Here is a 13343-nt window from a genome sequence, read left to right as displayed (position 1 = left end):
GTAGATTATTTATCGCTCTTTGGGGCTATCGGTAGACTGTCAGTAAGGTGATTACTTAACAAACATAGAGTAAGCTTGTTCGGTTATTATAATAAATGTATAAAATATCAAAAATTGGACTTGAATAATGATTATTGACCATGATTCTAGATTTAATGTCGATGATATAGATACGCCGATTATTGGCATTGCTGCCGATGTTGGTCGTCACGATTCAGGCATGCACCAACATCAAAAAGCACAACTTTTGTATGCTCCAGCGGGCTGTATGACAATTACGTTAGATAATAAGCAGTGTGTATTACCGCCAACGAGAGCCGCTTGGATTCCTGCGGGTACTGTTCATTGTGCTCAAATGCGTAATGTTGTCGCGTATCGTTCAGTGTATTTTGATGTCGCGACCTTTCCAGCATTGCCAAGTAAAATGAAAATTATTGGGGTTAATACATTGCTACAGGCGCTTATCGAAAGAATGGCTATGTGGGAGTGGGATATGCCAGCTCAGCTGCAAAATAATATTTCTGCTTTATTTATTGAAGAGTTAGCGGCAGCGCCAGAGCAATCATTACAATTAGTATTGCCGACAGATGGGCGATTGATCCTGTGGTTAGATTCATTGCAATCGGGTAGTAAAAACCCTCAACAGTTGAACCAAATGGCACACGAGATAGGTGCTAGCGAGAAAACAATTACCCGTATTTTTACCAAGCAAACAGGTATGTCTTATCAAGCGTGGCGACAGCAATGGCGTCTACATGGTGCAATAGAGCAATTAGCGGAAGGTAAGAGTGTGTCTGATGTGGCTTTTGTGTTGGATTTTTCGAGTGACAGTGCTTTTATCAGCTTTTTTAAACAACACTTAGGTGACACGCCAAGCCAGTTCATGCGATCGAAAATAGAATAAGGTATTCATTGAGTGCGTGGCCTATTAATAATCATTTTTTGATAAACAGCTAAAAATATTTCCCCGGTGTTTCGCCAAACTGTTTTCCAAACGCAGCAACAAAAGCAGATAAAGATTCATATCCGCACTCCATGGCGACTTGGGTAACGGGCATCGCTTGTTCTAATAAATTTAATGCAGAAAGTAGCCGTAAGCGTTGTCGCCATTGTTGAAAGGTTAAACCTGTTTCTTGTTTGAATAACCGGCTGACGCTACGCCCAGATAACCCCACGTTATGACCAATCTGATCAATATTAATCTGTTCACCAGTGTGAACTTGTAGGTAATCAAAAATAGCCAATAAACGCTTATCACTTGGCATCGGTAATTGTGTTTGTGCTTGGGGTAAATCATCAAGTGTATCTAATAGTACATTTGCGAGACGATTTTCTTTTCCATTAAGTTTGTACTCACTATCAAAACAGCCAAAGCGTAGTACGAGTTCTTTCGCCAAAGAACTGACTTCACAAACACATGCGTTGTGCCAACATAAATTTATTAAACTACCCGTTCGTATATATAAACTGCGCATTTGAGCAGCACCGCTTGAAATAACTTGGTGCTCAACCCCTTCTGGCACCCAAATGGCGTATTGCGGTGGTGCAACAAAACGACCCGCGTGAGTATGTACAACAAGCACGCCTTTTATTGCGTAAGACCATTGCCCCCATGCATGCGAATGCCACAGTGTTTGCGTTCCTGAGTGATCCCAGTTTTCACTGCGAGCATACACAGGGCGTGGTAACTGTGTTAATGCGGGAATAGAGCGATGTTGTCTTTTATTCGACATTTACTAGCAACTTATCGATAGCGAGAAATAATGATATTAGTATCCTACTTATAGAAAGTCATCACTATCGAAAGGATATAATATGGGATCTGCCTGTATTCAATACATAAAAAAAGAATGGTTCTTAATGGGAATGTTAGCCGCAATTGCATTGGCTGCTATCTTACCGGCATTAGGGCAATCGGGCGGTTTATTGCATCTCGATACCATTACAGGTTTAGGTATCGCTTTAATCTTCTTTTTACACGGTGTTGGCTTATCGCCACAAGCGATCAAACAAGGTATTAGCAATTGGCGTTTGCATATCTTTGTGCAAAGCGCGACGTTTATTGTGTACCCCTTATTATGGTTGTTATTCGGTCCTGCTTTTCAATCTGTTATGCCCTCGGCATTGGCTTTTGGTTTTTGCTATTTATTTGTATTACCGAGTACAATTTCTTCATCTGTCGCAATGACCAGTGTTGCCAAAGGAAACGTGCCTGCCGCGATATTCAATGCATCGTTATCGAGCTTGCTAGGCGTGTTAATAACGCCATTCCTAATTCAACTATTCATGGGAATGGAAGGGGTTAAGCTCGATATTCTTGATACCGTATTATCTATTTCAAAGTTGCTGTTATTACCTATGGTTGTAGGGCAGCTATGCCGACCTATTGCATTAAAAGTGCTGGAAAAAAGAAAAACAATTATTAATAAAATTGATAAATGGGTTATTTTACTGATTGTCTATAATGCCTTCAGTGATTCTGTTGCAGATGGTATTTGGCATGATTTTGAATGGCAAACATTGGGCGTTGCGTTAATCGCTGCCACGTTGGTTTTATTGCTGATGGTTCACAGTATTACATGGGCTGCTCGCCGTGCTGGTTTTAGTCGTGAAGATGAGATAACCGCTGTTTTTTGTGGCACCAAGAAAACACTGGCAGCTGGGGTGCCAATGGCGAAAGTGATATTCGGTGCAAACCCAATGTTGGGTATGATCTTGCTACCGATTATGTTTTATCACCAGATTCAAATATTTTATTGCGCAATACTGGCCAATCGTTATGCCAAGGAAGCAGAATTGATCACTGAAAATGAGTGATCGAGCTATCTACATTCATATTTATGATGATGGAAAAAGTCGTATAGATATATTTAAAAAAATGCCAGCCAACGTTTAATTGACTGGCATCGTATTAAAGAGAGCACTGCTTTATAAAATGAGAGACTGGCGCTTTAATGATTAAAGTGACAACATGCCTTCCCAAGCAATTTGACGGTAACGATCAGCGTTGGTATCGCCTTCAGTACTGAAAATCATCACAACAGCATCTTGATCAAGCCCGATGCTCTGCGCAATTTTTTGTCCTTCAGGATGGTTAGCCAACAAGTACAGTAAACCCATAGTAATAGCACCAGATTCACCACTGGTGATAGCTTGATCACCCTTTAAAGGGTTGCCTAAAATACGCATGCCTGTTGCTGCAACGTTGTCGTCAACAGAAACAAAGAGATCACTACAATCACGCAGAATTGGCCAGGTAACTGGATTTGGTTCACCACATGCTAGACCAGCCATGATTGAATTTAGATCGCCTGATACATTAACCATGTTGCCATCTTCACTGGTGCCAGAACGGAAAATACAATCAGCTACAGCAGGTTCAGCAATGATAGTTTTGAAATTATCAGCACCTAGTCTGTCAGCTAAATAGCCCAGAATACCGCCAGCCATTGCACCTACACCAGCTTGAAGAAGCACATGTGTTGGTTGACCTTCAGGCATTTCAGCTGCTTGATCAATGGCTTCATCTGCCATTGTCATGTAACCCTGTGAGATCCACGTTGGAATTTTATCGTAACCTTCCCAAGCGGTATCTTGCACTAGCATCCAGCTATTTTCTTGGGCTGTTTTATTGGCCAATCGTACTGTGTCATCGTAGTTTACATCGGTGATGATGCATTCAGCACCTAGCCCACGTATACGCTCTGCACTGACTAGTGAAGACCCTTTTGGCATATAAACAACCGCTTTCTGACCCATCTCTCGAGCAGCCCAAGCAACACCTGTACCGTGATTACCAGCGGTTGCTGTTGTAAAAACTAGCGGCTTGTCTAATTTTGAAGAGACTGTTTTTAAATCAATTTCAGCAATATCAATATTAAGGTATTCAGCTAACAAACGGCCTAGCGCGTATGAGCCACCAAGTACCTTAAAAGCATTTAGCCCAAAGCGGTGAGATTCATCTTTCACTAAGATTGATTTTACACCTAGCTTTTCAGCTAATAGTGGTAATGAAACCAAAGGTGTAGGTTTATAGCCTTCTATTTGGCCATGAAACGCACGAGCTTGTTTAGCAATGTCTTTATTAAAGGTTGGCGATGTTTGGCCAGTATAAAAACTGTTTTTAGATACGTTAAGCATGATGTTTACTCAGAAAGAAAGGTCGAGAAAATAAGGTTACATAAGCAGCCTCATGGCTAATTATTTAATAAAAGCAATTGCTTCTACTTCTACCAAGGCATCTTTAGGTAAACGCGCCGCTTCAACACATGAACGTGCTGGCGCAACGTCTGTTCCGAATACTTCTGTGTACACTTCATTGAAAGCAACAAAGTTTTCCATATCAGAAAGGAAACATGTTGTTTTCAGTACTGTATCTAAACCAGCACCACTTTCTTCAAGTACGGCTTTTAAGTTTGCAAGAGATTGACGTGCTTGCTCTTTAATACCACCTTCAACAAATGCCATGGTGGTTGGATCTAGCGGTAACTGACCAGATGTAAATACCATATCTTTAAAAGCTAAACCTTGTGAATAAGGGCCAATTGCTGCAGGTGCAAGATCTGTATGGATTTTTGTTTTCATTATTTTCTCTTTATCTTTCAGTCGATTATTACGCTTTAAATTCGCGAATATATTTATAAATGGCATGACGAGTGATTCCAAGGTGCTCGGAAACCAGCGCTGTTGCCTCTTTTAGTTCAAAGATACCGTTTTCAAGCAATAACTTAGTAATTGCTTTGTTTCGGCCCTTCTGGTTTATCGATGCATCACTGTCAATTTCGAGCACTGCATGGTTAAGCGCTTGTTCTATTACATCTGTTGCCGATGAACTGAAATTTTCGCTAACGCCGACATGTGAATGCGCCATATCAGGCATGAGTGTTTTAATTATTTCAGGAAAAGGATGGGACAAGTTCATGTTGATACAGAACAAGCCTATCGGTTTGCCATTTTCACCAGCCAACACGCAAGTTGTTGATTTAAGTAAAGAGCCATCTTTACTGTTGGTGAAGTAGCTCTTTGGTGTTACTTCACCTGTTTTCTCGATCAGGCTGAGCATTTTTAATCCCAAATCCGTGATCGGTGAGCCAACTTTACGACCAGTATGGTGCCCATTAACGATCTTGACGACTGACTTCTCAAGACTTTCGAATGAGTGGATTACCACTTCACAATGAGGACCAATGAAGTCAGCAATCGTGTCGGCAAGCCGAAAATAAGTTACCAGGAATTCTCGGTCTTTATCGGTAAACTCTGCATTAAACGCCGCATATGCCACTGGTTTCATTATGGACCACTATTGTTAACTAATTCTGTTAACTATTGTGGTCGTCATAAACCCAAAAGACAAGTTCAAAATCAAATTTGTGTAACTATAAAACTATAAATTGCGATGTTAGACAACTCTAAAGTTCACTAAATATAACTAAAATTGACTTTAATCACAAATTTATTCAAATGAGGCACACTTAAGGTCACTAAAGTTAACTGCGCGACGTGGGTCACATTATTTAACTGAATAGTCAGTAACATGCAGCACCCTAACGTAAACAATATTGAACTGTGTAGCGGTTAATCGTTCACTTTTGTGCACTGCAACTAGTTGCTATACGACCATTACAATAAAGGAGAGGTCGCAATGACTAACTATTTACAACGTGGTTTTGAACAGTCTGAATTTGAACATAGAACAGCACGTGCACAGAAAGTGATGCACGAAATGAATTTGGACGCGATGATTTTCACTACTGAACCTAATGTGCGTTATTTCACTGGTTTTCATACTCAGTTCTGGCACAGCCCGACTCGTCCATGGTTTGTTATTGTGCCAGCAGAAGGTAAGCCAATCGCAGTTATCCCTGAAATCGGTGCAAGTGGTATGGCGGGAACGTGGATTGAAAACATCATTACTTGGCCATCGCCTCGTCCTGAAGATGATGGCATCAGCTTAGTGGCGAGCGCATTGAATTCACTGTCGTGTCGCCATGGTCGAGTGGGTGCAACATTGGGTATTGAATCCCACTTACGTATGCCTGTTAACAATTACTTGAAGTTAACCACCATGGTTAAAAAAGAGTTTGTTGATGTATCACTGGTAATGCATGAGTTACGTCAAATTAAATCTCAAGCAGAAATTGAGAAGACGCGTGAAATTTGTCGAATTACTAATCTTGGTTTTAACAAGGTTCCTGACTACGCCCGTTCAGGTATGACAGAACGTGAAATTTGTAAGCAGTTCCGTATCGACATGCTGTTAGACGGTGCTGATGAATGTCCGTATATCATTGCGGGTTCTGGCCCTGATGGTTACGACAGCATCATTATGGGACCGACAGATCGCATTATTGAAGAGGGTGATGTGCTGATCATTGATACCGGTGCAGTACGTGACGGATATTTCTCTGATTTTGACCGTAACTGGGCATTTGGTCATGCAAGTGAGCAAACTAAAGCTGCATACCGTGCGACTTATGAGGCCACCACGAAAGGCTTTGAAGCTGCACGTCCAGGTGCCACAACTACCGACATCTATAACGCGATGTGGGGAGTATTAGAGGCGAACGGCGCACTTGGCAATGACGTTGGTCGACTAGGTCATGGTCTAGGTATGGAGTTAACAGAGCGCCCATCAAATACGGCTACCGATAACACAGTATTGAAGCCAGGTATGGTGATGACTCTAGAGCCGGGCATGGTGTATGCACCAGGTAAATCCATGGTTCACGAAGAGAATATCGTGATCACTGAGAACGGAGCGGAATGGCTAAGTGAGCGTGCTGAGCCAGAGTTAATCGTAATTAAGTAACAAAAACTTTTGCCCAATACCCTGTGCCATGTTGAGGAAATTCGACATGGCAACAAATAACTATAAGAAAGATAATAATTATGCAAACAATTGAAGAGTTCAAAAAAATTGAAATCCCCCTTGCCCATATACAAGCTCCACGTATTAACCGTACCCACATTGGATTAGTTCAGCTAAGTACTGATCATTCACTAGAAATGGACTGGGCAAAATTACTCGGTACTCAGGCTGGTGTATTCAGTTCTCGTGTTTATTACAGCAGTGAAATGACACCTGAAGCTTTGGATAAAATTGCAACAGGTATTAGCGAAGCTTCTGATTTAATTGCTACAGGCTTACCGATGGATGTGATGGCATTTGGTTGTACTTCTGCTTCTATCATCATTGGCGAAGAAAAAATCGCGAATTTGCTGACTAAAAACCGTGGGGATATTCCTGCGACTAACCCTTGGACTGCTGCTCAAGCTGCATTCAAACATTTGAGTGCAAAGAAAATTGCGGTTTTCTCACCTTATCCGACAGAAGTGAATTTCCCTTTACATCAACAGTTGACCAATGCTGGTTTTGAGGTGGTAGTGCTTGGTTCGTTGGGTATCGAAAAAGATACCGATATTACAACCGTTTCGAAAGAATCGATGCTTCTGGCTCTAGATAAAATTTTACCGGAATCTGGTGCTGATTTAGTTTTCATGTCTTGTACCAACTTACGTGTACTTGATCATATTCAGGAAATTGAAGCGAAGTTCGATATTCCTGTTGTTTGCAGTAATTCAGCCATGTTCTGGCATGCGATGCATCTCACCGGAAAAGCTGCACAGTGTCCAGGTTACGGACGTTTATTGAATCAATAATTGATGACAGAAAAGGATTAGATCATGAGCAATACAGTTAAAGGTTGGGCTGCGGCGATATTCATTGGCTTACTTTGGGGTATTCCGTGGATTGTAGGTACACCTATTCTTGAAGTGATGGATGCACAAGTTTTGGTATGGGCTCGATATACCGTGGCATTTCTTACTTTGGGTATCGTGTTTAATGTTGGTTTAGCATCTGGAAAGATGAAGAAAAAGAAGGATTTTAAGTTTAATTGGGATAATCGCAGTGATGTGTTTTGGACCGCAGCCTGTGGCATCATCGGTCAGGGGGCGTTTAGTTATCTGTCATTCTTGTCATTAGACTACATTACCGCTTCTGAAAATGGTGTGATTCAAGGTCTGATCCCTATTTTGATCCTAACGGTTGGATTTTTCCGTCATAACGCCCGATTTACAGTATTACAAATGCTTGCTGCTGTTGGTGCGTTTATTGGTGTCGCAATCTTGGTTATGGATCCAAGCTCTGAAACTAATGGCTTCAACATTGGTCACCTGATCTGTCTAGGTAGTGCTGCAAGTTTTTCTTGCACAGCATACGCTCGAGCAAAATTAGCTGAGAAATATGGCTCCGTAGCGACAATGTTCCATCAGTTTATTTTTGCATCAATTGGTTTTGGCGTTTACCTAATGTTTTCTGGCGCAGACTTCTCGTCAGCGTTGGGTATCTTCAGCTCACCACTTCGTATTCTATGTATCGTTATTCTGGGTGTTGGTATTTCTGGAACCAGTTACCTTGTATATATTTATGCAATGGAAAAAGTGGGTGTTGATGGTACAGGTATGGCACTAAACCTAATGCCACTATCATCGTTCATTTTAGCTGTCTTCGCACTTGGCGAAGCTGTCACACCAATGCGTTTACTTGCTATGGCTGTGGTTGTCGTTTCTATGATGTTATTTATGAAGTTTGCTCAAAAAGAAACTAAGAAAGAACCGAAGTTAGAAGCTGTAACTGAATAATTACAATACAGTTCAAGGCAGCTTATTTAGGGCTGCCTCTTCATTTTGAGTTGAATAACGTACCCGACTGGCAAGAATTATGAATATAACTAAAAAAGAAACGTTCTTAGGATGGACTGCAGCCATTGCTGTTGCCATTATTTGGGGAGTGACGGGTGTTGTTTCGAAGCCGCTGTCTATGGCTGTTGATCCTATGACCCTTGTTTTCTTTCGTTACGTAACCGCTGTAATTGGTTTAACGATTATTTATAGCTTTACGTCTCGCAGCGAAAGTCTCAGTAAAGACCTTGGTAAGTCTCTAAAAATCGAAAAGAAAGATTACCTAAAAATTGCATTATGTGGAATTGTTGGCCAAGGGGTATTTTCACTCTTTAATTTCCTCTCTTTATCCCATATTGGTGCAACGGAGAATGGTGTGATTCAAGGTATGCAGCCATTTGCCACAGTCTTTTTTGGCATGATGTTCATGAATTTTAGAATGAACAAGGTTCAGTGGGGAGCATTTATTGCGTCAGCTGTTTGTATCTATGCAATGAGCGTTGGACCAACTAATAACATCGAAGGTGGTACACCACTACTTGGCTATGTCTATGTGACTTGCTCAATGTTAGCACTTGCATGGACGGCTCACTTACGTGCAAGCCTTGCGGATAAATATGGTTCTGTTGTGTCAATGTTATACCAATATATATCAGTTGCAGCGCTGGGTATTATTGTCGTCTTTGCGATGGATTTAGATTTATCACAAATTAATATTATTTTATCTAGTCCATTACTAATTGGTTTACTTATTTTCCTTGGTACGGGTATTTCTGGTGGTAGTTACCTTATCCAGCTCTACTCATTCAAACGCATTGGTGTAGAGAAAGCCACAATGGCACTAAACCTAATGCCGTTAGTTGGGTATTTAGTTGCTGTTATGACACTCGGCGAGGAAATGGCATTGGGTAAAACAATTGTTGTCTCACTGATTGTTGTTGCACTGTACGTATTTACTAAGTTTGAAACAAAAGAAACTGACGAAAAAGCCTTAAAACCTCAAGAAGCTTAATTGATAGATGCGCAGTGGTAATGTACCACTGCGCAGATTTTGTTGGAGAATATAAATGACCATTGAACAGAAAGTTATCGACTGGCGTCGTCACTTACATAAGCATCCTGAATTTGGTACTGAAGAGTATAAAACATCAGAATTTGTTGCCAACAAACTAGAAGAGTTTGGGCTTGACGTTCATCGCGGTATTGGTGGTACTGGTGTTGTAGGGATTCTAAGGTGTGGCAATAGCAATCGCTCTATTGGTCTACGCGCTGATATGGATGCATTGCGCATTTGCGAGGCTAATACATTCTCTCATGCATCTATTCATGATGGCGCAATGCATGCCTGCGGCCATGACGGTCATACCGCGATGCTTCTTGGGGCCGCACACGAGTTATCAAAAAATAGAAACTTTGATGGCACAGTCTACTTTATTTTTCAGCCGGATGAAGAGCGTGGTACTGGTGCAAAAGCAATGATCAAGGATGGCCTATTCACGCGTTGGAATATGGATGCAATTTATGCCATGCATAACTTGCCTGGTATTCCAGAAGGGCAATTTTTAACGCGACCTAGTTCGTTAATGGCCAGCGAAAGCAGCTTTGAAATTGATGTTATTGCAACGGGTGGTCATGCGGCTATGCCACATATGGGTACCGATCCGATAGTTGTCGGTGCGCAGATTGTTACCGCAATGCAGACGATTGTATCGCGTAATCTGAGCGCGATTAATGAAACTGCAGTTCTTTCAGTGACTGAGTTTGCCACTAACGGCACTGTGAACGTTATTCCATCTCAGGTGAAGATTACGGGTGATACTCGTAGTTTTACTGATGAAGCATTAGGCAAGATTGAAAAAGCGATTGAGCGTATTGTTGCTGGTCAATGTATGTCGGCAGGTGTGGATTATAAGTACCATTTCAATAATAGCTTCCTTTCTACCATTAATACCCCAGAAGAGACAGCACACGCTATTAAAGCCGCAGAGAAGGTAGTCGGTGCTGAAAACGTGAATGGTAGTTGTGAACCCTTCACTATCAGTGAAGACTTCTCTTTCATGCTTCGTGAAGTGAAAGGTTGTTATATTTTGGTTGGTAATGGGCAGGGGGAATGTGGTGGTACGGCACTGCATAATCCACTGTATGATTTTAATGACAATATTTTAATGAAAGGTGTGAATTATTGGCAGGCGCTTGTAGAAGGTCAGCTTAATAAAGGCTAGAACACACACTATATAATAATTGCTCCGTATTCTGATAACAGAGGCTTGTAATGTTCAGGCTTCTGTTAGCCTTTATTGTGTTTAGAGTATTCCCATCTGTGGATATAACTTGCATTGATTTATATTTATCCCTAACGACTAATAGTAAAAATATAGCAAGCTAATGCCGATAGCTTATCGATACTTATAGCCTTAAGAAAAAGGAGTCTGTTATGAATGTGCTAAAAAAAGGATTGTTTTCTATTTTATTCAGCTTAAAGTCTTTTTTTTACCTCTCTTATCCAATGTTGCAACTACTGTGTTCTCTAGGTATAGGAATCGGTCTTTTACTTAGTGTTTCATCATCAGATGTAAAAGAAAGCAGCAACATTATTACCGTAGTATTCATGTTATTTAGTCTATCTTTGGTGTTATTTAAACAGTATTATCGGAAAGTATTAATCTGGTCTGATTTACGAAGTAATAATATTGTCTATTTAAATTAACATATTACCTTTTGAATTGAATGATTAAAAATAAAGTGTCAAAATTATGAAGATGAAATTTCAATATAAGGTGGTATTAATATCATCAGTCATTGTTTTTATTGCTTTGTCTGTATTATCAATACAGCAGTATCGTCAAGTTAAATCACAAGTTGAGCCATTAATCCATCAGAGTATTTCTGAAATTGTGAATGGGGTCAAAGCCACTGTCGATAGTGAAATTGAATCGAAATCGCAATTGGCCACTTATATTGCACAAGTGATTGAAGATGATCTTTCTACGGTTCATATTTCCAGTGTGATAAATAAACCTGTTGCTAAAAATGCGTACTCGTTGATTGGTATGGGGTTTGAGGCTGATGGCCGAATTCAGAGCAACGATCCAAATTGGCAACCGGGAAGTGCCTATGATCCGAGAAAGCGGCCATGGTATCTACGCGCAAAAAGTGAAGGAAAAACAATTATTACAGCACCTTATCTTGGAGATACAGGCAGTGTATTAGTGTCAATTGCTACGCCAGTTTATGATGATGGTAAATTTAATGCGGCTCTTTTCTATGATCTCAAATTAGACATGCTTTCAGATACCATTAATCAAATTTCATTGTTTGATGCCGGATATATATTCATGGTGAATAAGGATGGCACGATTGTTTCTCATCCTGATCCTTCATTTAGCGGTAAAAAAATAACCGAGTTTATTGGATCACAAGATCTTAATCAGAGTTTCAAGTTAATAGATTACAAAGGTAAGCCAACCTATATTGGATTTACTCCGATCGATAGCCAAGATTGGTATGTAGGGGTAATTCTAGATTATGAAAAAGCCTATTCTTCGATTGTTCAGCTTCGTTCGTCATCGATGATAATGACAATTACTTTTGTGTTGATTTCAGTGCTTGCGCTGGTGCTAGTACTAAGATACCTAATGCGTCCGTTAGGTGTATTAAATGAGGCGATGAAAGATGTAGCCTCTGGTCAAGGTGATTTGACTCGACGGTTAGAGACTAACACTGATATTGAATTCTCTGAGCTGGCCTCGAATTTTAATGCATTTGTAGAGAAGTTACAGTCGCTTATCAAAGAAACCAAGTTGTTAGGGGTAGAGATTGGTGCCGACGCTGAAGTGACGACACGAGGCTCTAAGCTAACGGCAACAGATATCACTCACCAGTTGGCTGAAGTTGAACAGCTTGCAACAGCAATGAATGAAATGGCGTCAACATCTGCTGATGTTGCTGGTAACGCGCAAGGGGCAGCAGCTGCGGCGCAAGAAGCAGATATTGCCGCGCAAGATGGCGTTAGTATTGTCTCTCATACAACTGACGCGATTCATATTCTGGCCAACCAGATCGATGAAACGGTAATTGTCGTTCAAGACTTGGAAAGTTCGACGGGTAATATTGAGTCAATTCTCTCTGTGATCAATGCGATTGCGGATCAAACCAATTTGTTGGCTCTGAATGCTGCTATTGAGGCAGCTCGAGCTGGTGAGTCGGGTAGAGGGTTTGCAGTCGTTGCTGATGAAGTCCGTACATTGGCGCAGCGAACCCAGCAATCGACGACTGAGATTCACAGCATGATAGCCCAGCTTCAGTCAGGCGCACGTTCTGCAACCAGCGTGATGGCGAAGAGTAAGATGCTAACTGACGAAGCTGTCGCAAAGGCAATTGAAGCTGGAGGAGCGCTTAATCAAATTAGAGGGGCAATCCTTCAAATTTCCGATATGAACCTTCAAATAGCCTCTGCAGCAGAAGAGCAGAGTTTGGTCGCGGAAGAAATCAATAATAATACGATCAAAATAAAAGATCTCTCTCAGCAAGTTTCAGACCGTGCCGATGAGTCATCATTACAAATGAGCGGTCAAGTTTCGAAAGTTCAGCAACAAGAGGCGTTATTGAATAAGTTTATTGTCTAATTATCAGTATTAAGGCGGCTACATGTTGGCTGCCTT

At 41.0% G+C, this 13343-nt stretch carries 12 protein-coding genes; 8 read left to right on the top strand and 4 right to left on the bottom strand.

Annotation, left to right across the window (positions count from 1 at the left end; translation table 11 throughout):
- The first annotated feature begins 127 nt into the window (after positions 1-127).
- On the top strand, positions 128-904 hold the full coding sequence (locus C9J47_RS00625) for an AraC family transcriptional regulator (RefSeq protein ID WP_107251779.1): 777 nt from the start codon (positions 128-130) through the stop codon (positions 902-904).
- Positions 905-953: 49 nt separating this feature from the next.
- Here the strand turns inward: C9J47_RS00625 and C9J47_RS00620 are convergent, their stop codons facing one another.
- Complete coding sequence (locus C9J47_RS00620) at positions 954-1733, bottom strand: AraC family transcriptional regulator (RefSeq protein ID WP_107251778.1); 780 nt, start codon at positions 1731-1733, stop codon at positions 954-956.
- A gap of 82 nt (positions 1734-1815) precedes the next feature.
- Here C9J47_RS00620 and C9J47_RS00615 point away from each other — a divergent pair, with 82 nt between their 5' ends.
- Entirely contained in the window at positions 1816-2817 is a 1002-nt protein-coding gene (locus C9J47_RS00615) for a bile acid:sodium symporter family protein (protein ID WP_107251777.1), read from the top strand.
- Positions 2818-2958: 141 nt separating this feature from the next.
- Here the strand turns inward: C9J47_RS00615 and dpaL are convergent, their stop codons facing one another.
- Genes dpaL through C9J47_RS00600 form a run of 3 tightly spaced genes read right to left on the bottom strand, consistent with a single transcriptional unit; the run spans position 2959 to position 5290 of the window.
- Positions 2959-4140 carry a diaminopropionate ammonia-lyase gene (gene dpaL, locus C9J47_RS00610; protein ID WP_107251776.1) on the bottom strand — a complete coding sequence of 394 codons (1182 nt, stop codon included), beginning with the start codon at positions 4138-4140 and terminating at the stop codon, positions 2959-2961.
- Positions 4141-4200: 60 nt separating this feature from the next.
- On the bottom strand, positions 4201-4584 hold the full coding sequence (locus C9J47_RS00605) for a RidA family protein (protein WP_107251775.1): 384 nt from the start codon (positions 4582-4584) through the stop codon (positions 4201-4203).
- A 28-nt stretch (positions 4585-4612) separates the two neighbouring features.
- Positions 4613-5290, bottom strand: coding sequence for a helix-turn-helix transcriptional regulator (locus C9J47_RS00600; protein WP_107251774.1), 678 nt, complete (start codon positions 5288-5290; stop codon positions 4613-4615).
- Positions 5291-5641: 351 nt separating this feature from the next.
- Here C9J47_RS00600 and C9J47_RS00595 point away from each other — a divergent pair, with 351 nt between their 5' ends.
- The 6 genes from C9J47_RS00595 (at position 5642) to C9J47_RS00565 (ending at position 13307) form a co-directional block, all read left to right on the top strand.
- On the top strand, positions 5642-6808 hold the full coding sequence (locus tag C9J47_RS00595) for a M24 family metallopeptidase (protein ID WP_107251773.1): 1167 nt from the start codon (positions 5642-5644) through the stop codon (positions 6806-6808).
- 80 nt (positions 6809-6888) lie between these two features.
- A complete protein-coding gene (locus C9J47_RS00590) occupies positions 6889-7659 on the top strand; it encodes a maleate cis-trans isomerase family protein (RefSeq protein WP_107251772.1) in 771 nt (256 codons plus the stop codon).
- Between the two features lie 24 nt (positions 7660-7683).
- Positions 7684-8643, top strand: coding sequence for a DMT family transporter (locus tag C9J47_RS00585; RefSeq protein WP_107251771.1), 960 nt, complete (start codon positions 7684-7686; stop codon positions 8641-8643).
- A gap of 79 nt (positions 8644-8722) precedes the next feature.
- On the top strand, positions 8723-9694 hold the full coding sequence (locus C9J47_RS00580; protein WP_107251770.1) for a DMT family transporter: 972 nt from the start codon (positions 8723-8725) through the stop codon (positions 9692-9694).
- 55 nt (positions 9695-9749) lie between these two features.
- Positions 9750-10904: a M20 aminoacylase family protein gene (locus C9J47_RS00575; RefSeq protein WP_107251769.1), complete on the top strand. Its 1155-nt coding sequence runs from the start codon at positions 9750-9752 to the stop codon at positions 10902-10904.
- 537 nt (positions 10905-11441) lie between these two features.
- Positions 11442-13307, top strand: a complete 1866-nt coding sequence (locus tag C9J47_RS00565) for a methyl-accepting chemotaxis protein (protein ID WP_107252680.1) — start codon at positions 11442-11444, stop codon at positions 13305-13307.
- Positions 13308-13343 lie beyond the last annotated feature (36 nt).

Origin of the sequence: Photobacterium indicum (assembly GCF_003026215.1) — a bacterium.
Classification (GTDB): Bacteria; Pseudomonadota; Gammaproteobacteria; order Enterobacterales; family Vibrionaceae; genus Photobacterium; species Photobacterium indicum.
Note: the sequence above shows the minus strand (reverse complement) of the source record. Positions and strands in the feature narration are given on the sequence as shown.